Annotated in this window: 22 protein-coding genes, 3 tRNA genes and 1 pseudogene; 20 read left to right on the top strand and 6 right to left on the bottom strand. The window is 69.7% G+C overall.

Annotation, left to right across the window (positions count from 1 at the left end; genetic code table 11):
* Positions 1-51 precede the first annotated feature (51 nt).
* From ABZ342_RS12725 to ABZ342_RS12715, 3 genes are read left to right on the top strand one after another with little or no spacing between them, the layout of a single operon-like run.
* Positions 52-843, top strand: a complete 792-nt coding sequence (locus tag ABZ342_RS12725) for an FHA domain-containing protein (protein WP_360472259.1) — start codon at positions 52-54, stop codon at positions 841-843.
* Positions 836-1,693: a hypothetical protein gene (locus ABZ342_RS12720; RefSeq protein ID WP_360472029.1), complete on the top strand. Its 858-nt coding sequence runs from the start codon at positions 836-838 to the stop codon at positions 1,691-1,693. Before ABZ342_RS12725 ends, ABZ342_RS12720 begins: the two co-directional genes overlap by 8 nt.
* Entirely contained in the window at positions 1,690-4,254 is a 2,565-nt protein-coding gene (locus tag ABZ342_RS12715; RefSeq protein ID WP_360472026.1) for a DUF4407 domain-containing protein, read from the top strand. Before ABZ342_RS12720 ends, ABZ342_RS12715 begins: the two co-directional genes overlap by 4 nt.
* 67 nt (positions 4,255-4,321) lie before the next feature.
* On the opposite strand, the gene lon is transcribed toward ABZ342_RS12715, so the two are convergent.
* From lon to ABZ342_RS12700, 3 genes are all read right to left on the bottom strand, one after another.
* On the bottom strand, positions 4,322-6,724 hold the full coding sequence (gene lon / locus ABZ342_RS12710) for an endopeptidase La (protein ID WP_360472024.1): 2,403 nt from the start codon (positions 6,722-6,724) through the stop codon (positions 4,322-4,324).
* 100 nt (positions 6,725-6,824) lie between these two features.
* Entirely contained in the window at positions 6,825-7,679 is an 855-nt protein-coding gene (locus ABZ342_RS12705) for an SAM-dependent methyltransferase (RefSeq protein WP_155548835.1), read from the bottom strand.
* Positions 7,680-7,749: 70 nt separating this feature from the next.
* Positions 7,750-8,688 (bottom strand): GNAT family N-acetyltransferase, encoded by a 939-nt coding sequence (locus tag ABZ342_RS12700; protein ID WP_360472021.1) that lies wholly within the window; start codon positions 8,686-8,688, stop codon positions 7,750-7,752.
* Positions 8,689-8,971: 283 nt separating this feature from the next.
* Between ABZ342_RS12700 and ABZ342_RS12695 the strand changes: the two genes are divergently transcribed.
* The 6 genes from ABZ342_RS12695 (at position 8,972) to ABZ342_RS12670 (ending at position 13,035) form a co-directional block, all read left to right on the top strand.
* Positions 8,972-11,617, top strand: coding sequence for an EAL domain-containing protein (locus tag ABZ342_RS12695; protein ID WP_155548837.1), 2,646 nt, complete (start codon positions 8,972-8,974; stop codon positions 11,615-11,617).
* An 80-nt stretch (positions 11,618-11,697) separates the two neighbouring features.
* Positions 11,698-11,770, top strand: a tRNA-Thr gene (locus ABZ342_RS12690).
* Between the two features lie 50 nt (positions 11,771-11,820).
* Positions 11,821-11,893, top strand: a tRNA-Met gene (locus tag ABZ342_RS12685).
* A gap of 51 nt (positions 11,894-11,944) precedes the next feature.
* Positions 11,945-12,109, top strand: a complete 165-nt coding sequence (gene rpmG, locus ABZ342_RS12680; RefSeq protein ID WP_005152047.1) for a 50S ribosomal protein L33 — start codon at positions 11,945-11,947, stop codon at positions 12,107-12,109.
* Between the two features lie 81 nt (positions 12,110-12,190).
* Positions 12,191-12,640, top strand: coding sequence for a MaoC family dehydratase N-terminal domain-containing protein (locus ABZ342_RS12675; RefSeq protein WP_196425873.1), 450 nt, complete (start codon positions 12,191-12,193; stop codon positions 12,638-12,640).
* Positions 12,637-13,035 carry a MaoC family dehydratase gene (locus ABZ342_RS12670; RefSeq protein WP_155548838.1) on the top strand — a complete coding sequence of 133 codons (399 nt, stop codon included), beginning with the start codon at positions 12,637-12,639 and terminating at the stop codon, positions 13,033-13,035. The genes ABZ342_RS12675 and ABZ342_RS12670 overlap by 4 nt, the downstream gene beginning before the upstream one ends.
* A gap of 179 nt (positions 13,036-13,214) precedes the next feature.
* Here ABZ342_RS12670 and ABZ342_RS12665 read toward each other — a convergent pair whose 3' ends face one another.
* Positions 13,215-14,117 carry an SGNH/GDSL hydrolase family protein gene (locus ABZ342_RS12665; protein WP_360472017.1) on the bottom strand — a complete coding sequence of 301 codons (903 nt, stop codon included), beginning with the start codon at positions 14,115-14,117 and terminating at the stop codon, positions 13,215-13,217.
* A 152-nt stretch (positions 14,118-14,269) separates the two neighbouring features.
* Between ABZ342_RS12665 and ABZ342_RS12660 the strand changes: the two genes are divergently transcribed.
* Positions 14,270-14,485 (top strand): hypothetical protein, encoded by a 216-nt coding sequence (locus ABZ342_RS12660; RefSeq protein ID WP_155548840.1) that lies wholly within the window; start codon positions 14,270-14,272, stop codon positions 14,483-14,485.
* Positions 14,486-14,489: 4 nt separating this feature from the next.
* On the opposite strand, the pseudogene ABZ342_RS12655 reads toward ABZ342_RS12660, so the two are convergent.
* Positions 14,490-15,442 (bottom strand): annotated as a pseudogene (locus tag ABZ342_RS12655) (TIGR03619 family F420-dependent LLM class oxidoreductase).
* Between the two features lie 206 nt (positions 15,443-15,648).
* Between ABZ342_RS12655 and ABZ342_RS12650 the strand changes: the two are divergent.
* The 6 genes from ABZ342_RS12650 (at position 15,649) to ABZ342_RS12625 (ending at position 19,259) form a co-directional block, all read left to right on the top strand.
* Positions 15,649-15,721: transfer RNA gene (locus ABZ342_RS12650), tRNA-Trp, on the top strand.
* Between the two features lie 26 nt (positions 15,722-15,747).
* Positions 15,748-16,188 (top strand): preprotein translocase subunit SecE, encoded by a 441-nt coding sequence (secE, locus tag ABZ342_RS12645; protein WP_155548841.1) that lies wholly within the window; start codon positions 15,748-15,750, stop codon positions 16,186-16,188.
* 74 nt (positions 16,189-16,262) lie between these two features.
* Entirely contained in the window at positions 16,263-17,093 is an 831-nt protein-coding gene (gene nusG, locus ABZ342_RS12640; RefSeq protein ID WP_360472013.1) for a transcription termination/antitermination protein NusG, read from the top strand.
* Positions 17,094-17,166: 73 nt separating this feature from the next.
* Complete coding sequence (gene rplK / locus ABZ342_RS12635; protein WP_155548843.1) at positions 17,167-17,598, top strand: 50S ribosomal protein L11; 432 nt, start codon at positions 17,167-17,169, stop codon at positions 17,596-17,598.
* A 97-nt stretch (positions 17,599-17,695) separates the two neighbouring features.
* Positions 17,696-18,415, top strand: coding sequence for a 50S ribosomal protein L1 (gene rplA / locus ABZ342_RS12630; RefSeq protein ID WP_155548844.1), 720 nt, complete (start codon positions 17,696-17,698; stop codon positions 18,413-18,415).
* A 70-nt stretch (positions 18,416-18,485) separates the two neighbouring features.
* The gene (locus ABZ342_RS12625; protein ID WP_360472009.1) at positions 18,486-19,259 is read left to right on the top strand and encodes an alpha/beta fold hydrolase; all 774 of its coding nucleotides are present in this window, start codon (positions 18,486-18,488) and stop codon (positions 19,257-19,259) included.
* Position 19,260: 1 nt separating this feature from the next.
* On the opposite strand, the gene ABZ342_RS12620 is transcribed toward ABZ342_RS12625, so the two are convergent.
* On the bottom strand, positions 19,261-20,160 hold the full coding sequence (locus ABZ342_RS12620) for a hypothetical protein (RefSeq protein WP_360472006.1): 900 nt from the start codon (positions 20,158-20,160) through the stop codon (positions 19,261-19,263).
* Between the two features lie 311 nt (positions 20,161-20,471).
* Between ABZ342_RS12620 and rplJ the strand changes: the two genes are divergently transcribed.
* The 4 genes from rplJ (at position 20,472) to ABZ342_RS12600 (ending at position 23,193) form a co-directional block, all read left to right on the top strand.
* Positions 20,472-21,026, top strand: coding sequence for a 50S ribosomal protein L10 (gene rplJ / locus ABZ342_RS12615; RefSeq protein WP_155548847.1), 555 nt, complete (start codon positions 20,472-20,474; stop codon positions 21,024-21,026).
* Positions 21,027-21,076: 50 nt separating this feature from the next.
* Entirely contained in the window at positions 21,077-21,463 is a 387-nt protein-coding gene (gene rplL / locus ABZ342_RS12610; protein ID WP_155548848.1) for a 50S ribosomal protein L7/L12, read from the top strand.
* 107 nt (positions 21,464-21,570) lie between these two features.
* Positions 21,571-21,708, top strand: a complete 138-nt coding sequence (locus tag ABZ342_RS12605) for a hypothetical protein (protein WP_155548849.1) — start codon at positions 21,571-21,573, stop codon at positions 21,706-21,708.
* 288 nt (positions 21,709-21,996) lie between these two features.
* On the top strand, positions 21,997-23,193 hold the full coding sequence (locus tag ABZ342_RS12600) for an ABC transporter ATP-binding protein (RefSeq protein WP_155548850.1): 1,197 nt from the start codon (positions 21,997-21,999) through the stop codon (positions 23,191-23,193).
* Positions 23,194-23,199: the final 6 nt, after the last annotated feature.

Here is a 23,199-nt window from a genome sequence, read left to right as displayed (position 1 = left end):
CCGAAATGCTCGTCCGCAGAGTCGACGAAACCTGCGAGGTCTCCGGTGTTGATGCTGATCATGGTGATCGTCGCCGTTGTCGGCGCGGTCGCTTGGTGGAAGAAGAAGGGCCGCTACGACGGCCCGGGAATGGCCCGGCGGATGTTCCGCGACGCATTGAACTGGCTCCGCGTCACCGCTGCGCGCGAGGACCGGGAATTCGTCGAACAGCGCCAGTGCCTGCTGCGCCGCATCGGCGAGTCCGTGGCCGGGTTCGCCGAGACGCGTGCGCCCGGCGCGCTGTGGCTGGCCATCGAGATCAACCCCGAGGACCACGGCCTCCTCGGCGTCAACCTCGCCACGGACGAGGAGGACCTCGCCTTGGTGCTGCCGGAAATTCTGCGACGTCGCGGACGATCGCCACAGGTCAAGGCGCGGATCCGGGAGTGCCGACCGGAGCCGTCCGCGATCCGGGGCAACCCGCGGATCGCGCTGACCACCGGACCGGCCCGCACCAAGCTGTTCGAAGACGACACTCCCACCGCGGTCCCCGCGCCCGGCGGCGCGCGGCTGGTCGTCATCGGCCGGGCCGGGGAAACCGTGCGCATCCCGGCGGCCGGCGGCGTCATCGGCCGTGACGTCGAGAAGTGCGACGTGGTCGTCGAATCTCCCACCGTGTCGCGCCGGCACGCGCGAATCCGGCCACGTGCGGGCGGCGATTGCTTCCTCGTCGAGGACCTCGCCAGCGCGAACGGAATGTCCATCAATTCGCGCCCGACCGAAGCCGGGATTCTGCGTGACGGAGACATCCTCGGCCTCGGACAGAAACTCCGGTTGCGGCTCGAGGTGGTCGCCGATGAGTAAGCCTGCCGATGCGATGATCGATCCCGGCCGCCTTTTCGCCCCCGGCCGTGATGAGTGCGCCCTCACGATTTGGCGCGCCGACGCCTGCGTCAAAGCCGTGCGTATCCGCCGGGGTGCGTCCGTGCTCGTCGGCCGCGGGGAAAACCTGGCCACCGAACGAATCGAAACCGGGCGCCACCACGTGACCATTCCCGCGACCGAACCGTGGATCTCGCGGCGCCACCTGCTCGTCCACCACACCGGCCGGGGCGTCCGCCTGGCGGTGCTCGAAGGCGTGCCGAACCCGGGACGGATCCGCTACTGGGGCGAGCTGGACTGGCGGCGCGTCGCGAGCGGGCAAGCGTGGGAGGCGCGGGACGGCCTCATCGCGTTCCGGCTCACCGATCGCCCCGACGACTGGGTGATCACGCTCACGGCCGACCTCACCGAAGAAGACCGGGAGCGCTCGTCCGCCGAGCAGACCGGCCCGGTCACCGAGCGGGCGACGCAAAACGTGATCGAGGTGACACCGCCCCAGCGGGACGCGATCGTGGCGGCGCTGATCGACGCCGTCCGCTGGCCACCGCCCGCGGGATCGAGCCGGATCCGCGGCTGGACCGAGCTCCCCACGGGCGACGCCCACCGCATGGCCTACAAGCGGCTCGTGGGCGCGGCGGACACCGACCCCGACTTCCCCTGGCAGGACCGAGGCCGGCGCGGGGTCGACCCGGTTCTCCTGCAGCTGCTGATCGAGTCCGAAGCCATCACCTACGCCTCCGTCCAGCGGGCCCATCCCTGGCGGCCCGGCTCACCCGAGGGGCTCATCCCCGCCCGCCGGGCCGCCGACACGGAACGAGGAGAGCAGTCATGACGTCTCCAGCGCAGGAATCGTCGCCGGACGCGCTGGCCACCCGGCGGCCGGGGTGGCCGCTGTGGCCGGTCTGGATGCTGGGCAACGGTTTCGCCTGGCTGGGCGGTGCGTCCTGGCGGGCGCTCGACGACCGCCACGAACGCTCCTCGTACCAGGTGTCGGGCTTCTTCGTGCTGCTCAACGGCTTCATCGCGTGGGGCCTGGCCACCTTCGCCGCAGTCGGCATGGAACTGACGCAGAGCTTCGGCGCGGCGGCTCCGTTCGTCGCGGTCTGGGGTCTGTTCGTGATCGGCTTCGACCGGGCGATCTGCGCGGTGGTGTTCGATCCGGCGAGACGGACCGCGGCCCGGCGCAGCTACCTCGCCAGGGCCATCTGCGCGGGCCTGCTCGGGTTCATGATCTCCGAGATGGGCGCGCTGGCCATCTTCGAGGACGACATCAACCGGACGATGAACGACAGCATCGCCGCGCAGGTCGAGGCCTCGCGGAAGCTGATCGTCGGGGCGGACGGCCAGCCGACCGACCGGGCGCAACAGCTCGCGAAACTCCGGACCGATCGCGCGAAGCTCGACACCGACGTCGCGAACGCGACCACCGCGGCCAAGCAAGCCGGTCTGGTGGCCGTCTGCGAGAGGCAGCCGGCGGGGTGCCCGCCGGACCTCGTCAAGTCGGGTCAGATCAGCGGCCGGGGCGGCGACGGCGGGCTGACGCGGCAGCGGGACGCGGACGCGGCCAAGGCACAGGCCGAGCTCACGCGGGCCACCACCGCGCAGACGAACGACGGACCCAAGCTGGACAGCCAGATCTCCGCGCTCGACAAGGCCGTCCAGGCCGACCTGGGAAAGGCGGACGCCCTGGCCAAAGCCGAAGACGGCCTCGCGGCGCGGTGGCACGCGTTGCTGAAGTTCGCCTTCTCCGACGGCTGGGCGCTGGGCTTCCACATCATGCTGACGGTCTTCTTCATCCTGCTGGACCTCGTGCCGCTGTTCATCAAGATCGGCCGAGGGCGGACGCGTTACGACAGCACGGTGGTGCACGCGCGCAACCGCCACATCAAGGAGCTCGAATTCCGCGGTGAGGAGCACGCGAAGCAGCAGCAGGCACGGCTCGACCGCGTGACGTTGGAGGCCGATCTCGAGGGTGACGTCGCCAAGCTCCAGGCGCAGACCACCCGCAAGATCGAGGAAGAACGGCAACGGGTTCGCCTCGAGCGTGAGCTGGCGAAGCTGGCCCGGGAACCGGTCGAGGAGGAGCCGTCGGAGGAGGAGCCGGTCGAAGACGACCCGGTCGAGCCCGAAGGACCCGCTCCCGCCGAAGCGGAGGACGCCGGGGCCGGAGAGCCGCAGCCTTACGACACCGTGAAGATCCCGCACAACTGGGACATGGAGGACCGCGAACTGCTCGGCCGGGTGTTCGGTGGGCAGTACCAGGCGATCGAACCGCTGAACAGCGCCGACGCCGGTGGGTTCGGCCGGATGCTGCGCGGCCGGGAGGTGGACACCGACCGGGAAGTCGCGATCAAGGCCGTCCGCGACGAGGCAGCCACCAAGCGGCGGTTGTTCAGGACCGCGCGACGCCGGATGTGGCAGCGGGAGGTCGAAGCGGCCCGGCGGCTGCAGCACAGCAACATCGGCGAGATCCTGAACTCGGGCGTCGATCGCCAATGGCTGTGGACGGCCTCGCCGCTCTACACGCCGGGAAGCCTGGTCAACTGGATCGCGAACGCCACCGCCCGCGGCAGGATCGGCTACACGCTGGGACGCACGGCCGAGTACATCGGTCAGCTCGCCGACGCGCTCGAGTACGCGCACAGCAACAACGTCAGCCACGGTGACATCAAGCCGACCAACGCCGTGCTGGACGGACCGCTGCTGGTTCTCGTGGACTGGGGTTTCGCCCGCGTGTTCTCCGCGGCGGACCGGAACGAAGTGAGCAGCGCCGGCGGTGGAACCCCGAACTACACGGCTCCCGAAGCGTTGCTGGGAGACAAGGACGACCCTGAACTGGGTGACCTGTATTCGATCGGCGCCACCTGGTACTACCTGCTGACCGGTCAGGCTCCCCACCAGGAGGCCGGCCGGCTCGCCGACAAGCGGGAGCAGGCCCGGCGCATCCGATCCGGGGAAACGACGTACACCCCGCTCGACCAGCTCCTGCCGAACATCCCGCGGGACGTCGCGGGGCTGGTGCACACGCTGCTGTCGCCGGAACCGGCCGCGCGGGTGGTCGGCCAGGCCGACGTTCGTCCGGCGACCGGGCTGAAGCAGGCGGTCAAGGCGGTGGCCCGGGAGATCGACAACTCCGGGCAGGCGGAGCTGGTCGTCGGGGCCACGGCAGTCCGGCTCGACCGGCCGGCCGCGGCGCGACCGGCGTCGACCGAACTGGAGTCGGGGATCATCTCGGTCGACGTCCCGACGCAGGCGCTGTCCGGTCCGTCGGCGCCTTCGGTCGTGACCGACGACGAACCGACGGTGACCCTGCGGGCCTACAACGGCCGCAACGGGGAACGCACCATCCGGACGACGCTGCCCGAGACCGAGTTCGACGAGGACGAGCACTGAGCATGAGAAACGGCCGGTTTCCCTTGGGGGAGAGGGAAACCGGCCGTTCAGGTGGCGGCGTTCGGGGTTACGCCGCCTGGGGAACCGGCGTTGAAGCCGGGGTCAAAGCGAGGTCGAGGACCTCGCGGACGTTCGCCACCGCGTGGACATCCAGCTGGGACAGCACCTCGGCCGGGACGTCGTCGAGGTCCGGCTCGTTGCGCTGGGGGATGATCACCGTCTTCATTCCCGCTCGGTGGGCCGCCAGGAGCTTCTGCTTGACGCCGCCGATCGGCAACACGCGGCCCGTCAGGGACACCTCGCCCGTCATCGCCACGTCCGGCCGGACCACCCGGCCCGAAAGCAGCGACGCCAGCGCCGTCGTCATCGTCACGCCGGCCGACGGGCCGTCCTTCGGGACCGCTCCCGCCGGGACGTGGACGTGGATGCCGCGCTCGCGCAGGTCGCCCACCGGCAGCTCCAGCTCCGCGCCGTGCGACCTGAGGTAAGACAGCGCGATCTGCACCGACTCCTTCATCACGTCGCCGAGCTGGCCGGTCAGCTGCAGCCCGGACGCGCCGGACTCCTGGTCCGCCAGCGACGCCTCGATGTACAGGACGTCACCGCCGGCACCCGTGACCGCCAGGCCCGTCGCCACGCCCGGGGTCGCCGTGCGCTGCGTCGACGCCGGCAGCGACGACTCGGGGATGTGCCGCGGGCGGCCCAGGTAATCCGGAAGGTCGGGGGCGTCGATGGAAAGAGGCAGCGAGACCTCGTCCAAAGCCACCTTCGTCGCGATCTTCCGCAGCACCTTCGCGATGGTCCGGTTCACGTCGCGCACGCCCGCCTCGCGGGTGTACTCGGCGGCGATCCGGCTGAACGCGGCGTCCGTCACGACCACGTCGGCCGTGCCCAGGCCGGCTCGCTCCAGCTCCCGGGGGAGCAGGTGGTCGCGGGCGATGGTGACCTTCTCGTGCTCGGTGTAGCCGTCCAGCGTGACGAGCTCCATGCGGTCCAGCAGCGGGCCGGGGATGGTCTCCAGCGCGTTGGCCGTCGCCAGGAACACGACGTCGGACAGGTCCAGCTCGACCTCGAGGTAGTGGTCGCGGAACGTGTGGTTCTGCTCCGGGTCCAGCACTTCGAGCAGCGCCGCCGTCGGGTCGCCGCGGTAGTCGGCGCCGACCTTGTCGATCTCGTCGAGCAGCACGACCGGGTTCATCGAGCCGGCTTCCTTGATGGCGCGGACGATCCGGCCGGGCAGCGCGCCGACGTACGTGCGGCGGTGACCGCGGATCTCCGCCTCGTCACGGATGCCGCCCAACGCGACGCGGACGAACTTGCGGCCCATGGCCTTCGCGACGGACTCACCCAGCGACGTCTTGCCGACCCCGGGAGGGCCCGCGAGGGCGAGCACCGCACCGGAACGCCGTCCGCCGACCGGGCCGAGACCCGATTCCGCGCGACGCTTCCGGACGGCCAAGTACTCGATGATGCGTTCCTTGACGTCGTCGAGGCCGGCGTGGTCGGCGTCCAGCACCGCTCGCGCCGCCGCGATGTCGTAGCTGTCCTCGGTGCGCTCGTTCCAGGGCAGCTCCAGGACGGTGTCCAGCCAGGTGCGGATCCAGCCGCCCTCGGGGGACTGCTCGGACGTGCGGTCCAGCTTGTCCACCTCGGCCAGCGCGGCCTTCTTCACGGCGTCGGGCAGCTCGGCACCTTCGACGCGGGCGCGGTAGTCGTCGTCCTGCGCGGTGCCGTCGAGCTCGCCGAGCTCCTTGCGGATGGCCTCGAGCTGGCGGCGCAGCAGGAACTCCTTCTGCTGCTTCTCCATGCCCTCGGCGACGTCCTTGCGGATCGTGTCGGTGACCTCGAGCTCGGCCAGGTGCTCCTTGCTCCACTCGAGCGCCTTCTCCAGGCGCGCGCTGACGTCGAGCGTGGTCAGCAGCTCGAGCTTCTGCTCGGTGCCGAGGTACGGCGCGTTGCCGGACAGGTCGGCGATCGCGGAACCGTCTTCGACCTGCTGGACGGCGTCGATCAGCTGCCAGCCGCCGCGCTGCTGGAGGATCGAGATGACGACGGCCTTGTACTCGGCCGAAAGCTGCGCGGTCCGGTCGTCGGTGGTCTCGGTGGCGTCCTCGGCGTGCACCCAGCGGGCGGCGCCGGGTCCGTCGGCCATCCGGCCGACGAGCGCGCGGCCCGTGCCGCGCAGCAGGACGGCCGCCTTGCCGCCGGGCACGCGGCCGATGCGCTCGACCGTCGCGACGGTGCCGAACTCGGCGTACTCGCCGTGGACGCGCGGGACGATCAGGACCTCGGCCTTCGTGGCGCCGGTCGACCGGATGCCGGGGAAGGACGCCTGGCTCGGCGTGTTGGCCTGGGCGGACTCCACCGCGGCCCGCGTCTCGGTGTCGGTGAGGTCGAGCGGGACGACCATGCCCGGCAGCACGACGTCGTCATCGAGCGGGAGCACGGGCAGGAGGCGGGTGTCGGACATGTGCACTCCTCGTGTAGTTGAGTCTGCCTAGCTCAACTCTCCGAAGGGTGTGTTTGTTTCCGATGGTGCGTTCGCCCACAGCGATCAGGAAAACCGCAGGTCAGGAGCCTGGCTTCTCCGCGATCCCACACCACGCGTACGGCCGCGCCTCCGCCTCCAGCGCGTTGAGCTTCCGGTCCGGCCGCCAGTCCGGCAGGTGCACGATGCCTGGTTCGAGCAACGGCCAGTCACCGAACAGCGGCTCGATCTCCTCGCGGTCGCGCAGCCACACCGGGTTGCTCGTCTTCCGGTACTGCTCGACGAACCAGCGCAGCCCGGCCAGGGTCTCGCCGGTCCCGTCGCCCTCGCTCATCTGTGAGATCGCCAGCCAGCTCCCGGGCGCGAGCTTGTCCCGGTACGCCTTCAGGAGGCCGATCGGGTCGTCGTCCGGCCCGACGAAGTGCAGCACCGCCATCATCATCAGGCAGACCGGCTTCGAGAAGTCGATGAGCCGCTTCGTCTCTTCCGCGCGCAGGACGGCCTTCGCGTCGCGCATGTCGGCCTGGACGATGCCCGCCCAGTCCGTCGCCGCCTCCTCTTCGAGGATCAGCGTCGCGTGGGCGACCGCGACCGGCTCGTAGTCGACGTACACGACCGTCGCGTCGTGGTCCTCGGGCAGCTCGGCCTCGACGACCTCGTGCACGTTCCCGGCCGTCGGGACCCCGGAGCCGAGGTCGATGAACTGCCGGATCCCCGCCTTCAAGGCCGCGCGGACCGCGCGGTTCATGAACTCGCGGTTCTGCTTCGACCCCGGGCGCACCAGCGGCCACTGCTGCTCCATGCGCCGGCCGAACTCGCGGTCCACGGCCCAGTTCTGCGTGCCGCCCAGGTACCAGTCGTAGATCCGGGCCGCGGACGGCTTCTCGGTGTCGACGCCTTCGGGTGCTCTCGGCGCGGAATCCCGCTGATCGGTCACTTCCGGCTCCCCTCGCTGCTCCGGGCGCCAGCCTATAAGGACTGGCGAGCAGGGGTAATCCGCCAGTCGTTCACCGAACGGCTGGTCGACGCTGCCAGTACGTCCACAGCGGCCGGTAGCCCTGCGCGTACCAGAACGGCGTCGACAGCGGGTTCGCCGCCGCGTGGTGCAGGAGGACGACGTCGGCGCCCTCTTCGTCCAGGACGTGGTGGGCGTGGGTGGCCAGCGCGGTACCGACGCCGGACGACCGCGCCTCCTTCGCGACGGCCAGCGACGACAGGTAGCCGACGCGGTCCGCCGCGACGCGGGCGCTGATCCAGCCGGTCTCGCCGGGGTGCTGGACGTTCACCATGCCGAGCGGGCGGCCGTACAGCTCGGCGATCCACACCGCGGGCTCCGGCCGGTTCAGCTTCTCGGCCAGGTCCTTGGTCAGGATGTCCTCGACGCCTTCGCGCCAGTTCACCGTGCCGTACTGGGCGTCGTAAGAGTGCAGTTCCATGCCGAGCGCGACGGCGGTCTCGAGGTCACCGGGCTCGCCGCGGCGGATCTTGACGCCGGGGGTGCCGAGCGGCGTCGCCGGGACCATCCGCTCGGACGGGCGGACGGCGATCACCCGCAGCGGAGCGAACCCGTGGTGCAGCATCTCCCGCGCGCCGGCGCCGTCGCGGCTGGCGCGAGGCACCACCGCGGCGGTCTCGGTGTCGCCACGCTCGGCGACCGCGCGCAGATGTTCATCCCATCGGGTGAGGAGGGCGTCCAGGACCTCCGCCGGCTGCGAACCCGCGAGCTGGAGGTCGAGCCGGTGTTCGGTCAGCGCGCGCCAGGGTGCGTTCGGCGCGCCCTGGTCGACCTGGATGCGCGAGGCGAGGCCGGAGGCGGCCGACGTGCCGGTCGCGACTTCGAGGACCACGGCGTTATCGGCCGCTTCGAACGGAGAAGAACCGGGGAGCAGGGGATCCACCGCCGCGAGCCGGGCCGCGTGTTCGGTGGCGATCACATCGCTGTGCATGCACTTATTGAAGCGCTACGCGGGACGTCGTGCGCAGAGAACCACCCCTGCTTCGGCCAACGGGTGTTCCCGGGGGCCGGGTGGCGGAGTCCCCGGCCCGGTTGCCGCAGAGTTTCACCCCTTGGTCCACGCAGGTCAGCGCCATCGAGGCATTGTTAACCCTGGGGTGATCTCCTACTGTCTCGAAAGGGACGCGGGTACGCCCTACGGGGTACGGTATGGCCCTTGTCCACACCCGAAGTCACGGATCAGCACCGGTGGACAAGCCGGGAGGGAAGGTCGGATGCCGGACACCAACGCCCACGGCGACGCCGTCGCACAGGCGCAGCCCGGGCCGGGAGCCGCTTCCGGGACACCGCCCGTTTCCGTCGAGGCCCGCACCGACGAGCGCCGCTTCCGCGCGTACACCTTCGCCGTCCTGAGCATCGGGCTCGTCGCCGCGTTCGCCGTCGGGTCCTGGCTGCCGTTCCACTGGGACAGCCGGCTGCTGTGGATCGGGCCGGTGCTCGCGGTCGCGTTCCTGCTCGCCGAGCAGCTCGGCATCAACGTCGACGTCCGCAGCGGCATCTCGTGGACGATCTCCTTCACCGAGATCCCGCTCGTCATCGGGTTCTTCGTCGCGCCGTTCGAAGTCGTGCTGGCCGCGCACCTGGTCGCCGGCATCGGCACGCTGCTCGCGCGCAAGGTCTCCGGCCGCGTCCTCTACAACGCGGGCGCGTTCCTGCTCGAGATCACCGGTGCCTTCGCGGTCGCCGGGCTGGTCAAGTACGCCGTCGGCGCGGGGGTCGGCGACAAGATCCCGTGGGTCGCCGCCCTGGCCGGCACGCTCACCGCACCGCTGGTCAGCACGCTGCTGGCGCTGGCCGCGGTCCGCGTCCTGCGGCGCCGCATGCGGGTCAGCACCGCGGTCCGGCTCACCGCGCGGATCCTGGTCGTCGGCTTCGTCAACGCGTCCGTCGGCCTGTCCGGCTACCTCGTCATCTCCAACACGCCCAAGGCGTGGCCGCTGGTGCTCGCGGTGTTCCTCGGCCTGACCGCGCTGTACTGGGCCTACTCCGACCTGCTGCGCGAGCAGCGGGACATGGAGGCGCTGTCGGACGTCAGCCTGATGGTGGCGCGCTCCGGCCAGCAGGCGGCGGCGCGCCCGGCCAGCCGCGCCGACGAGCTCGTCGGTGGCGTCGACGTCCGTGAATGGGCCACGATCGCCGAGCGCATCAAGGACCAGCTCGCCGCGGGCCGCGTCGTGCTGCGGCTCCGGCTCGAGCCGAAGGACACCATGCGCGTCGTCGTCGCCGGCGACGACCTGCCGCCCGCCGACCCGGCCGCCGACGACCCGCTGCTGCGCCTGCCCGGCGCGCACGTCCGGCACTTCCGGATCACCGAGGCCAACCCGGACGTCCGCGCGGCGCTGCTCGACCGCGGCGCGCAGGAGGCGCTCGTCGTCCCGCTGCGCAGCGCGAACCAGCTGCTCGGCGTCGTCGAGGCGCACGACCGGCTGTCCCGCTGGCGCGGCTTCGGCAAGTACGACGTCCAGCTGCTCGGCACGATGGCCAGCCACCTCGCGACGTCGCTGGACAACCGGCGGCTGCTCGCGACCCTGCGTCACGACGCCTACCACGACCCGCTCACCGGGCACCTCAACCGGCCGGGCTTCCGGCAGGTGGCGAAGGAACCGTTGCGGGACTTCGCGAACGCCGTGGTGCTGCGGATCGACCTCGACGTCTTCTCGACGGTCAGCGACGCGCTGGGCTACGCCTGGGCCGACCGGATGGTGATCGCCGCCGGCCGCCGCATCCGCGACGCGCTCGGCCCCGACGTCCCGCTCGCCCGCCTCGAAGGCGCGTCCTTCGCGGCGCTGCTCGTCGGCTGCCCGCCCGAGGACGCCCACGCCGCGGCGGAACGGCTGCGCGAGGAGCTTTCCGCGCCGTACCCGGTGGACCGGCTGTCGGTCGAAGCCAACGCGATGATCGGCTACGCGACGACGACGCCCGAGGAGTCCGGCGACGTCGTCGACATCGAAGGCCTGCTCCAGCGCGCCGATGTGGCCGTTCGCGCCACCAAGGGCGGCGAAGAGGTCCGCGGGTACGTGCCGAGCATGGGCCAGATCTTCCTGCGCCGCTTCCAGATGGTCACGCAGTTCCGGCAGTCCCTCGAAGACGGCCAGGTCAGCGTCCACTACCAGCCGAAGATCACCCTGCCGAACCGGCAGGTGGCCGGCGTCGAGGCGCTCGTCCGCTGGGTGCACCCGGAGTTCGGCAGGCTCGGCCCGGACGAGTTCGTCCCGGCCATCGAGGCGGCCGGCCTGATCGGCGTGCTGACGTCGTTCGTGCTCGGTGAGGCCCTGAAGCGCTGCCGCAAGTGGCTCGACGAGGGCCTGCGCATCTCGGTGGCGGTCAACCTGTCGGTGCGGAACCTGGCCGACGAGGACTTCCCGAACAAGGTGGCCCGCGAGCTGGAGCGGGTCGGCATCCCGCCGGAGCTGCTGACGTTCGAGCTGACCGAGTCCGGCGTGATGTCGGACCCGCAGAAGGCACTGCCGATCCTGCGTGAGCTGCACTCGCTGGGCATCACCCTCGCCGTGGACGACTTCGGCACCGGCTACTCGTCGCTGGCGTACCTGCGGCAGCTGCCGGTCGACCAGGTCAAGATCGACAAGAGCTTCGTCCTCGGCATGGGCACGGACCTCGGCGACCTCGCGGTGGTGCGGTCGATCGTCGAGCTGGGGCACTCGCTCGGGCTGACGGTGGTCGCGGAAGGCGTCGAGGAAGACGTGGCCCGGGACCAGCTCGAGGCGATGGGCTGTGACGTCGCCCAGGGCTACCTGATCTCGCGCCCGCTGCCGGAGGACCGCCTGGAGGCGTGGCTGCAGGCCCGCACCGCGCGCTCGCCGGGACGCCACTCCGAGACCGTCTTGACCCTGCTGACCTGAGGTTTTGTGCTATGGGGACCCCGGTTGCACGGCCGGGTGACGGGGGTTGGTAATCTTTCCAAGTCCTCGCGAGAGGCCAGGCCCCTTTAGCTCAGTCGGCAGAGCGTCTCCATGGTAAGGAGAAGGTCTACGGTTCGATTCCGTAAAGGGGCTCACGACCTCAGCCGCGTCACGTTTGCGTGTCGCGGCTTGGGTCATGTAAGGGCGGTGTAGCTCAGTTGGCAGAGCAAGCGGCTCATAATCGCTGTGTCGCCGGTTCAAGTCCGGCCACCGCTACGCGGTAACGACTGGGGCTGGCCCCCGGGACCTGAGAGAGAAGGAAACGCTGTGGCTGCCACCGACGTGCGACCCAAGATCACGCTGGCGTGCGAAGAGTGCAAGCACCGCAACTACATCACCAAGAAGAACCGGCGCAACAACCCGGATCGCCTGGAGATGAAGAAGTTCTGCCCGAACTGCGGTACGCACCGGACGCACAAGGAAACTCGCTGACCGCGTAGCGCGTTCGCACCAGCTTCGAAGAGCCGCCCCGGACCACCGGGGCGGCTCTTCTGCTGTTGGTAGCCTCTCCGGGTGCCCTTGGACGAGTCGTTCACCGGGCGGGTGTACCCGCCGCAGACCAGCTACGAAGTGAGCCGGGAGAAGATCCGCGAGTTCGCCGACGCGATCGGCGACCAGAACCCGGTCTACCGGGACCCGGAGGCGGCGAAGGCGGCCGGCTACCCGGACGTGATCGCGCCCCCGACGTTCCTCACGATCATCAACCTGGCCTCGATCAACTCGATCGTCTCCGACCCGGAGCTGGGCCTCGACTACTCCCGCATGGTCCACGGAGACCAGCAGTTCACGTACAGCCGCCCGGCACACGCCGGCGACGAGCTCCTGCTGACGACGCACATCGACCGGATCATGGCCAGGGCCGGCAACGACTTCATCAACCTGCGCGCCGAGATCACGGACGGCGACGGAGCACACATCGCCACAACGCGCGCGCAGCTCGTGGTGCGAGGGGAGAGCGCGTGAACGTCGGAGACGAGCTGGCCCCCCTGGAGGTCAGGATCACCCGCGACCAGCTGGTCCGCTACGCGGGGGCGGCCCTGGACTTCAACCCGATCCACTGGAACGAGCCGTTCGCGAAGGAAGTCGGCCTCCCGGACGTGATCGCCCACGGAATGCTGACGATGGCGGTGGCGGGCCGAGTGGTGACGGACTGGCTGGGCGACCCAGGCCGCCTGGTGGACTTCAGCGCCCGTTTCACCCGCCCGGTGCCGGTACCGAACACGAAGGAAGGCGCCCTGCTGGAGATCACCGGCAAGGTGGCCAACGTGAACGACGAGGGCATCGCCCGAGTGGACCTGGTGGTCAAGCACGAGGGCAAGACGGTCCTGGGCAAGCCCCAAGCACTGGTCCGCGTGTAAACGCAGGACGGCACGAGAAGCAGGGCAAAGAGCACCCAGACCGCCCCCAGGCACCCCGATCCGAAGCCAGAACACGGCCGCCGCCACCGGGTCAAGGCATCTTTCCCGCCTTGACGCGGTCGCGCCGGCCGTAGTCACCATCGGGCTTCGGGGTGCCGGAGCACACCGTCAGAACACCGTCAGAACAGCTTGAGAACCCCCAGAACAGCATCAGCCATCCCCTGCTCCCCCCGAGCATTGGGATGCAGCGCAGTCCCGTGCAGAGTGGGAATAACCCCCTCCACCCACCGCGTGTCCGACGCGGTACAGACGTCGTGCCCCTTCCCCGGCGTCGCGGTATCGGCGTACCCCGCCTTGTGGGCATCAGCCTGATCCTCGAGCATCTTGTTCAACTTCCCGAGCGCCCCACGGAAGTAATCGACATCGCCGGCCCCGATCGGAAGCACCGGCCAGCACCCATCCCCATCGGGAAGCACAGAGGGATACCCGACGACCACGACCTTCGCCTTCGGAGCCTGCTTGTGAATCCGCTCCAGCACGGCGGCGACCTTCGGCGCGGTGGCATCGATCCGATCAGCGAGCTGATCATGCCCACCGGCGGTCAACTTGTCCTTGCAAGGCGACGACGACCGATGCGCGGTAGCGCAGGACGACGCCAATGACAGGAACCCGATGTCATTACCGCCGATACCCAGAGTCACGAGCGTCGTCTTCGAAGTCACGGCATCGAGCTGAGGCGGGTTGGAACCGTTCCCCGTCTTCTGAGCGGCGGTCAAGTTCGCGGTCGTCGCCCCACTGCAGCTGACATCGTCGAACTCGGCCGGCTTCAGATCCGCCGAGACGAGCCGTGGGTAGTTGTCATCGGACCGATCGCACCCAGGCGGAGTCCCGACGTTCTTCCCGGTCCGTGGCGAAGCCGTATAGGAGTCACCCAGAGCGACGTACCGGCCGGTGCCGTCCCCGGTCGCCGCACCCGCGGGCGGCGCGGACGACGAGCCGTGATCCCACTTGTAGTACCCGAAAGCCAAGAGCCCCACCACGACCACCACGACGAGGCAGCCGCCCCCGCTGTTCTTAGCCACACCTTCGTTTCTACCGAACGGGGACCGTTTCCGGCGGCGTCGATCTGGGTGACTAGGGAAAACCTGAACGAGGGATTGACTGTTGCGCGGACCGTCGATGGCGGCGAGGGTGGGCGCGTTCGATGACGTCTCCGGGAAAGGCAGGAACCGCAGTGAGCCTGAACTTGAACAAGCTCGTCGACAAGGCCTACGAGGGCAAGACCATCAACGAGCTGCTGGAAGCGCCGCCGTCCGCGCTCGAAGGGCTCACGCCGAAGCACGACGAACTGCTCGCCGAGCTGAAGATCAAGACCATCCGCGACCTCGCGAATTGGAAGTACGCGGCGAAGGCCCAGGCGCTCGCGACCCTCGCCGACAGCGAGAGCTGAGCGCTCAGGCGGTCAGCTCGCCGGCCAGTTCCAGGGCGTGGTCGACGTCCTTCGCGACGTAGTGCAGGTCGACCAGCACCTCGGTGATGCCCTCCGCGCGGGCCACGTCCAGGCACGGCGGGACGTCCGCGACCGACTCGACCCCGGTACCCGCGCGCGGGTTGATCCGCAGAACCCGCCGCAGGGTGCCGGGGTCCCGGCCGGCCTTCTCCGCCGCCTCGACGGCGACCGACCAGAGGCCGTGCAGGTACTGCCGCGGCATCCAGCCGGCCAGCCAGCCGTCGGCCCGTCGCCCGATCCGGGCCAGTGCCGGCGGCGAAAACCCGCCGAGCAGCACCGGTGGCCGCGGGTCCTGCGCCGGGCGCAGGCCGACCGTCGACGGCGCGATCCGCCACTGCGGGCCGTCGTGCGCGACCGGGTCGCCGGTCCAGATCGCGTCGAGCGCGTCGAGCACCGCCTCGAGCCGCCGGCCGCGGCCCTCCCACGGGACGCCGGTCGCGAAGTACTCCTCGCGCAGCCAGCCGAGCCCCAGTCCGACGTCCAGCCGGCCGCCGCTGGCCAGGTCGAGCGAGGTCAGGGCCCGGGCGAGCAGCACCGGGGAATAAACGGGCCCGGTCAGCGCGCTCATCCCCAGGCGAGCGGTCCGCGTGACGGCGGCCGCGGTGGCCAGCGTCGTGAACGGGTCCGCGAAGGTCTCGAACTCCCGGGGGTACGGGTGCTCCGGCGTTCCGCCACCCGGGTACAGGTCGGACGGTTCGTGCGGCGTCAGGATCCGGTCGCCGACCCACAGCGAGCCGAAGCCGAGTTCCTCGGCAGCGATGGCGAAGCGCGCGACGGCCGCTGGGTCGGCAAGCGTGCCGTACTGGGGGAGCGCCAGCCCGAGCCGCATCCCGCTCACCGGGCCACGACGGACGCGGCCGGCGGGCCCGCTCTTCGGGGGTCCGGGGTGCTCGTCATGGCGGACATCCTGGCATGATCAGGTGGTCGGCGGGGAGTTTTCCGCCGGCCGGCCGGGGTACGGCGGTCGATCGGGGGGCGCGGTTGCGGGCTCTCGCGAGGCTTGCCGTAGACTTCGGGACTTGGAACGCACTACGGTCATCCCCGCCTGGATGGTGGGGATGCTGGAATGCGTCCTCCGGGGCTCCGAGCGATCGGGGCCTCACAGGGGTGTAGCTCAATTGGCAGAGCAGCGGTCTCCAAAACCGCAGGTTGCAGGTTCAAGTCCTGTCACCCCTGCGTAACGGAACTGGTGGAGCAGAGGAGTGGTCGTGAGCGACAGCGACGCCAGCGGCGGCGAGCAGGAGCAGGACGGTAACGGGCGGAAGCCCGAGAGCCCGTCCCGTCCCGTCACAGCCGCTGCCCGGCGTGAGCGCCGTGCGACCGCTCGTCCGGCGGGCAAGTCCGCGGCACGTGCGGACGACAAGTCCCGGCCGGCCGGGAAGTCGGGGGAGAAGTCCGCCCCCGACGCGAAGGGCGCTCCGACCCCGAAGCGGGACCAGAAGCCGAAGAAGGCATCGGTGTTCGCGCGGTTGGTCCGCTTCATCCGCGAGGTGTGGGCGGAGCTGCGCAAGGTCATCTGGCCGAACCGCAAGCAGATGGTCACCTACACCGCGGTCGTGCTGGCCTTCGTGGTGTTCATGGTGGCCCTCGTCAGCGTGCTCGATCTGGCATTCAAGTGGGGCATCGGCAAGATCTTCGGCTGACGCGCCTCGGCGCGCGCCGATAGGGGCTCAGGTCCCGGCCTGACCCCGGCAATGATCAACTGAGAGGACGGAACGTGACCTCCGACAACGGCACATCAGCCGGTCATGACCTGACCGAGCTTTCCGACGAGCAGGTGCACGCGGCACTCGGTGACGAGGAGTCCGAGCACCTCGAGCCCGTCGAGGTGTCCGACGAGGTCGACGAAGCCGCTGCAGTTGACGAGTCCGGCGACGACGTGGCCGAGGCCGCGGCCGGCGAAGAGGCCGAGCCCGAGGCGGACGACGAGGACCCGGTCGCCAAGCTGCGCGCCGAGCTGGTCGCCGCGCCCGGCGAGTGGTACGTCGTGCACTCGTACGCCGGGTACGAGAACAAGGTGAAGACCAACCTCGAGACCCGGACCACGACCCTGGACGTCGAGGACTACATCTTCCAGATCGAGGTCCCGACCGAAGAGGTCACCGAGATCAAGAACGGCCAGCGCAAGCAGGTGCAGCGCAAGGTGCTGCCCGGCTACATCCTGGTCAGGATGGACCTGAACGACGCCTCGTGGAGCGCGGTGCGCAACACGCCGGGCGTCACCGGGTTCGTCGGCGCCACCTCGCGGCCGTCGCCGCTGACCGTGGACGAGGTCCTGAAGTTCCTCGCCCCGAAGGTCGAGAGCGAAGCCCCGGCGAAGTCCGGCAAGGGCGATTCCGCCACGACCGCGGCCCCGCTCGGTGGCCCGGCCGTCGAGGTGGACTTCGAGATCGGCGAGTCGGTCACGGTCATGGACGGCCCGTTCGCGACGCTGCCGGCGACGATCTCCGAGGTCAACGTCGACGGGCAGAAGCTGAAGGTCCTGGTGTCGATCTTCGGCCGGGAGACCCCGGTCGAGCTGTCGTTCAACCAGGTCTCCAAGATCTGACGGCCGCCGCGCGGCCGCAGTCCCCACGTCCACGGCAGGTACGCGGGGAACGTAGTACAGGACAGGAAAAGAAATGCCACCCAAGAAGAAGAAGCTTGCGGCGATCATCAAGCTGCAGATCAAGGCGGGTGCGGCCAACCCCGCACCGCCGGTCGGCCCGGCTCTGGGTCAGCACGGCGTCAACATCATGGAGTTCTGCAAGGCCTACAACGCCGCGACCGAGTCGCAGCGTGGGGACGTCGTCCCGGTCGAGATCTCCGTGTACGAGGACCGGTCGTTCGACTTCAAGCTGAAGACGCCGCCGGCCGCGCGCCTGCTGCTCAAGGCCGCTGGTGTCGAGAAGGGCTCGGGCGAGCCGCACAAGACCAAGGTCGCCAAGGTCACCTGGGACCAGGTCCGCGAGATCGCCAAGACCAAGGAGTCCGACCTCAACGCGCACGACATCGACCAGGCCGCGAAGATCATCGCCGGCACCGCCCGCTCGATGGGCATCACGGTCGTCTGAGTCGCCGGCCTCGACCCGTCGAGGCGGCGAGTTGTTCGTGGGAGAGCCAGTGCTGGCTCCGACCACACTGATCCACTTTTGACTTAAGGACAGAAGCATGACCAAGCACAGCAAGGCTTACCGCCAGGCTGCGGAGCTCATCGACAAGGCGCGGCTGTACGCGCCGGTCGAGGCCGCGCAGCTGGCGAAGGAGACCTCCAAGACCAAGATGGACGCGACCGTCGAGGTCGCGATGCGTCTCGGTGTGGACCCCCGCAAGGCCGACCAGATGGTCCGCGGCACCGTGAACCTGCCGCACGGCACCGGTAAGACCGCCCGCGTCATCGTCTTCGCCGTCGGCGACAAGGCCGCCGAGGCCGAGGCCGCCGGCGCGGACGCGGTCGGCACCGACGAGCTGATCGAGCGCATCCAGGGTGGCTGGCTCGACTTCGACGCCGCGATCGCGACGCCGGACCAGATGGCCAAGGTGGGCCGCATCGCCCGCATCCTCGGCCCGCGTGGCCTGATGCCGAACCCGAAGACCGGCACGGTGACCCCCGCGGTCGAGAAGGCCGTGAAGGACATCAAGGGCGGCAAGATCAACTTCCGCGTCGACAAGCAGGCCAACCTGCACCTGGTGATCGGCAAGGCTTCCTTCGACACGGAGAAGCTGGTCGAGAACTACGCGGCGGCGCTGGACGAGATCCTCCGCGCCAAGCCGTCGTCGGCGAAGGGCCGTTACCTGAAGAAGGTCACCTTCACCACGACGATGGGCCCGGGCATCCCGGTCGACCCGCTGCGCACCCGCAACCTCCTTTCCGAGGACGCGAACGCCTGAGTCGGACATCACCGGAAAGGGCGCTCCCGCTTGCTGCGGGGGCGCCCTTTCTTCGTGTCTCATGGAGGTCATGCCGACTTTCGCGTCGTTCGACGGCCTCCGGTTGAACTACACCGTGTGGGAGGGCGACGCCGCCCACCGCCCGGTGGTACTGCAGCACGGCTTCGCGGCCGACACGAACGCGAACTGGATCTCGACCGGCGTGGTGGCCGCGTTGCGATCCGCCGGCCTGACGGTGATCTCGCTGGACGCCCGCGGCCACGGCCGTTCGGAGAAGCCCCACGACGAGCGCCGCTACACGGGCGACAGCATGGCCCGCGACGTCTCGGCGCTGCTGGACGAGCTGGGCCTGGACGAGGTGTCCCTGGTCGGCTACTCGATGGGCGCGATCATCGCACTGGCGGCCACGGCGGCGGACAAGCGAATCCGCTGCCTGGCCACGGGCGGCGTGGGTTCGGGCATCGTCGACTTCGGCGGCGTCGACCTGCGCGTGGTGAAGCCCGCGGAGATCGCTTCGGCTTTGCTGGCCGAGGATCCTTCGACGGTGCCGCCTTCCGGGGTCCCGTTCCGCCTGCTGGCCGACGCGGTGGGCGGGGATCGCCAGGCCTTGGCGGCGGTGGCGCTGGCTTCGCAGGAGGGACACGTGGAGCTGTCATCGATCGGCGTCCCGACGCTGGTGCTGGCCGGCGACCAGGACCTGCTGGCGGCCGAGCCGGAGCGCCTGGCGGCGGCGATCGCGGGGGCCCGCCTGGTCCGCATCCCGGGCGACCACATGACGGCGGTGATGTCCCCGGCGTTCTCGGAGGCGCTGGTGACGTTCTTGACCGCCCCGCACCCCCGCTGAGTCAGCTGGTCGGCGGCGCCACCGGGCACGGCGTGGGCTCGTTGGTGTGCGCGACGATGAGCCACTGGCTCTTGTCGACCTTCTGCACGGTGAACGCGCCGAGGGCGGGACCGCCCTTGATGCCGAACCGGCACGAGCTGATCGTGAACCGGTCGCCGGGGAGGGGCTCCGACACGTACGACGGCATCGACTCGGCGTAGTCGTTCTTGCTGGTGACCTTGCGGTTCAGCTCGTGCACCGCGACCTGGCAGTCGGCGTAACCCAGGTCCTGGGCGAACTTCTGCTGGATCGGCTCGTCCATCCGCCCGCAAGCCTGCGGCACGAGGTTCTGCGCGACGGCGTCGTAGACCTCGCGGACCGCCTCGTACGGACTGGTCGAGAGGATGCGGTTGGTGTGATAGGTCCCGCCGCCCTCCTGGGCGAGCTGGGCCGACGTCTTGCCCTCGTCGTTCGGGAAGAAGTGGTTGTAAAGCCACGTTCCGGCCAGGCCGAGGATCACGATCGCCAGCGCCCAGGCGATGACCTTCTTGCCGATCCAGCTCAGCCACTTCGGCGCCCGGCGGCGTTCGGTGGGGACCAGTTGGTACCCCGGGGGGATGGCCGGTGGCTCACCGGACTGCCGGGCAGCCGGCTGCGACGGCGGGGCCTGCACCACTCCGCCGCCCGGCGGGGGAGCCGGCTGGTTGCCCTGCTGGGACTGGGTGAATCGCAAGTAGTCCTGGAACTGCTGGAACTGGCGGAACTGCTCCAGCTGCGCCTGATCCATCGGCGGCTGCGCGCCCTCGCCGGAGGGCGGCTGCGCGGGTACCGGCGAACCCCCGCCGGCGGTGGGGGCGGGCGGGTTCGAGCCCGCCGGTTCGATTTCCGAGCCCGGCTTTCCGTCATCGCGCTGCTCCGCCACGTGACCATGATGCCCTCCCGGGCCTTCCGCGGAACCCCCAGCCGCCCTAAACGCAGGTCAGGGCGGGGGTCCGGTGAAGCCTCCGGAACCAGCCGGGTATAGTTCACGGCAGTTCTACCGAAGACCGCTGGTTTTCCCCGTTCGCACGGGGAACGAAGGTCCCGCAACTCGTCGGGCGGCCCGCGCAGGAGGAACGAGGCTCGGCATCCTGTGTGCCGTATGACGCCCCGCGCCTGCTTGCGCGAGGGCGTTTCGTCGTATCGGGGGCCCCTCGGCGCCAGTGGAAACACTAGCCAAGAGAGGAGGCGACCATGGCGAAGCCCGACAAGGTGGCGGCCGTCGCCGAGATCGCGGAGAGCTTCCGCACCAGCTCGGCCACCGTCGTTACCCAGTACACCGGCCTCTCCGTGTCCCAGCTGTCCCAGCTGCGCCGCGCTCTCGGCACCAGTGCCAAGTACCGGGTCGCGAAGAACACCCTCGTCAAGCGTGCCGCTGAGGACGCCGGCGTCAAGGGTCTCGAGAACCTGTTCGTCGGCGCCACCGCCATCGCCTTCGTCGAGGGTGAAGCGGTCGACGCCGCCAAGGCGCTTCGCGACTTCGCGAAGGACAACAACGCGCTTGTGATCAAGGGCGGCTACATGGACGGCAAAGCGCTGTCCGTGGACGAGATCAACCGGATCGCCGATCTCGACAGCCGTGAGGTCCTGCTCGCCAAGGCGGCGGGCGCGTTCAAGGCGAAGCTTTCCCAGGCCGCCGCGCTGTTCCAGGCGCCGGCGTCCCAGGTCGCCCGCCTGGCTGCCGCGCTGGAGGAGAAGCAGCGCAACGCCGCCGGTACCGAAGCAGCCGAAGCACCCGCCGAGAGCTGAACCACCCCCCACCCCGAACGTCTAGTTCGTTTTTCTGAGAGGAAGCCATCATGGCGAAGCTGAGCACCGCCGAGCTGATCGACGCCTTCAAGGAGCTGACCCTCCTCGAGCTGTCCGAGTTCGTGAAGGAGTTCGAAGAGGTCTTCGACGTCACCGCCGCCGCCCCGGTCGCCGTGGCCGCCGCCGGCCCCGCCGGTGCCGCTGCCCCGGTCGCCGAGGAGCAGGACGAGTTCGACGTCATCCTCGAGGGCGCCGGCGACAAGAAGATCCAGGTCATCAAGGTCGTCCGTGAGGTCGTCTCCGGTCTGGGCCTGAAGGAGGCCAAGGAGCTGGTCGAGGCCGCTCCCAAGGCCCTCCTGGAGAAGGTCGACAAGGAGGCCGCCGAGGCCGCCAAGGAGAAGCTCGAGGCCGCGGGCGCCAAGATCTCCATCAAGTGATTCCGGGCGCGTGAGCGCCTAGTACCACCTCGAGAAGGGGCGGGCATCCACTCGGATGCCCGCCCCTTCCGTGTTGCACGGACGCGCTTCGGAGCGATCTGACGACCATGACCGACCCCGAGCACGTCGAGCTCCTCGCGCAGCAGCTGTCCGCCCGCAAGCCCCTCCTGACGCTCTCCCTGGCGGCCGTGCTCGCACCAGTGCTGTTCCTGCTGGTCCTCGCCGCTTTCACGGTGATCCCCTAGGAGCCGTGTCCGATTGGCCCCGGGTCCCTAAATCGTGGGACCGGGGCTTCGGAGATCTGCGTCGTTGCCCCGAATGGACTACCGTGCCTCCCATTGCCGATCACGGCGGGGTGACGATGGATCCGGGTCTGGCCAGAAAAGAAAACTGGTGAGTAACCTGTTCGCACTCAGCTCGTTGCACCTGGTTGACGCGGGTTCATGGGGCCCACAGCCCGCACCCGCCGCCGACGTGGGGTGGCAAGGGTGTGGCAGCGGGCGCAATGACGCGGAACAGCTCCTGGAGGTGCGATGGGTGCCGAGGTGGTCATCGAAGGTCTGACCAAGTCCTTCGGTAAGCAGGCCATCTGGCGGGACGTCACGTTGACACTGCCCCCGGGCGAAGTGTCGGCGATGCTCGGTCCGTCGGGAACCGGCAAGTCGGTGTTCCTCAAGTCGATGATCGGGCTGCTCAAGCCGGACCGCGGCCGCTGCGTGATCAACGGGGTGGACATCGTCACCTGCTCCGAGCACAAGCTGTACGAGATCCGGAAGCTCTTCGGCGTCCTCTTCCAGGACGGCGCGCTGTTCGGCTCGATGAACCTCTACGACAACGTCGCCTTCCCGCTGCGCGAGCACACGAAGAAGTCCGAGACGGAAATCCGCCGGATCGTCCTCGAAAAGCTCGACATGACCGGTCTGAACGGCGCCGACAAGAAACTGCCCGGCGAAATCTCCGGCGGTATGCGCAAGCGCGCCGGCCTCGCCCGCGCCCTCGTGCTGGACCCGGAGATCATCCTGGTCGACGAGCCGGACTCGGGCCTCGACCCGGTCCGCACCACCTACATCTCGCAGCTGTTCCTCGACGTCAACGCGCAGATCGACGCGACGTTCCTGATCGTCACGCACAACATCAACCTGGCGCGCACGGTGCCGGACAACCTGGGCATGCTCTTCCGCAAGGAACTGGTCATGTTCGGCCCGCGCGAGGTGCTGCTGACCAGCGAAGAGCCGGTCGTCAAGCAGTTCCTCAACGGCAAGATGCAGGGCCCGATCGGCATGTCCGAGGAGAAGGACTCCGCCCAGATGGCCGCCGAGCAGGCGATGTTCGACGCCGGTCACCACGCGGGCGGCGTCGAGGACGTCTCCGGGGTGCCCCCGCAGATGCAGACGACGCCGGGCGTGCCGACCCGGATGGGCGCCGTCCGCCGCAAGGACCGCGTCATGGAGGTCATGCACCGGCTGCCGCCGGCCGCGCAGGAGAGCATCATCGCCTCCCTCTCGCCGGAGGAGCAGCGCCACTACGGCGTCAGCCCGCGGCGCGTCGCGCAGGCCCAGCAGCAACAGCAGCAGGTCCCGGCCGGTGCCCGGCAGGGTGACGGCGTCCCGAACCAGCACCACGGTGAGCTGCCCGCCGACCAGGTCGCGCGCATCCCCGGCGGCCAGCCGCCCAGACCGGGCGCACGGCGCATGCCGCCGCCACCGAACAACGGGCCAGGTGGCCGGTGAGCTCTC

The organism is Amycolatopsis sp. NPDC005961, from assembly GCF_040629235.1.
In the GTDB taxonomy this organism is placed as follows: Bacteria; Actinomycetota; Actinomycetes; order Mycobacteriales; family Pseudonocardiaceae; genus Amycolatopsis; species Amycolatopsis camponoti.
Note: the sequence above shows the minus strand (reverse complement) of the source record. Positions and strands in the feature narration are given on the sequence as shown.

Bases quoted from the DNA above. Each gene is read 5' to 3' on its own strand.
- ABZ342_RS12625 (WP_360472009.1), top strand. From the start codon at position 18,486: ATGCCGACTTTCGCGTCGTTCGACGGCCTCCGGTTGAACTACACCGTG.
- ABZ342_RS12605 (WP_155548849.1), top strand. From the start codon at position 21,571: ATGACCGACCCCGAGCACGTCGAGCTCCTCGCGCAGCAGCTGTCCGCC.
- ABZ342_RS12695 (WP_155548837.1), top strand. From the start codon at position 8,972: ATGCCGGACACCAACGCCCACGGCGACGCCGTCGCACAGGCGCAGCCC.
- rplL (WP_155548848.1), top strand. From the start codon at position 21,077: ATGGCGAAGCTGAGCACCGCCGAGCTGATCGACGCCTTCAAGGAGCTG.
- lon (WP_360472024.1), bottom strand. From the start codon at position 6,724: ATGTCCGACACCCGCCTCCTGCCCGTGCTCCCGCTCGATGACGACGTC.
- ABZ342_RS12725 (WP_360472259.1), top strand. From the start codon at position 52: ATGCTGATCATGGTGATCGTCGCCGTTGTCGGCGCGGTCGCTTGGTGG.
- rplJ (WP_155548847.1), top strand. From the start codon at position 20,472: ATGGCGAAGCCCGACAAGGTGGCGGCCGTCGCCGAGATCGCGGAGAGC.
- ABZ342_RS12715 (WP_360472026.1), top strand. From the start codon at position 1,690: ATGACGTCTCCAGCGCAGGAATCGTCGCCGGACGCGCTGGCCACCCGG.
- rplK (WP_155548843.1), top strand. From the start codon at position 17,167: ATGCCACCCAAGAAGAAGAAGCTTGCGGCGATCATCAAGCTGCAGATC.
- rplA (WP_155548844.1), top strand. From the start codon at position 17,696: ATGACCAAGCACAGCAAGGCTTACCGCCAGGCTGCGGAGCTCATCGAC.
- ABZ342_RS12700 (WP_360472021.1), bottom strand. From the start codon at position 8,688: ATGCACAGCGATGTGATCGCCACCGAACACGCGGCCCGGCTCGCGGCG.
- ABZ342_RS12720 (WP_360472029.1), top strand. From the start codon at position 836: ATGAGTAAGCCTGCCGATGCGATGATCGATCCCGGCCGCCTTTTCGCC.
- ABZ342_RS12600 (WP_155548850.1), top strand. From the start codon at position 21,997: ATGGGTGCCGAGGTGGTCATCGAAGGTCTGACCAAGTCCTTCGGTAAG.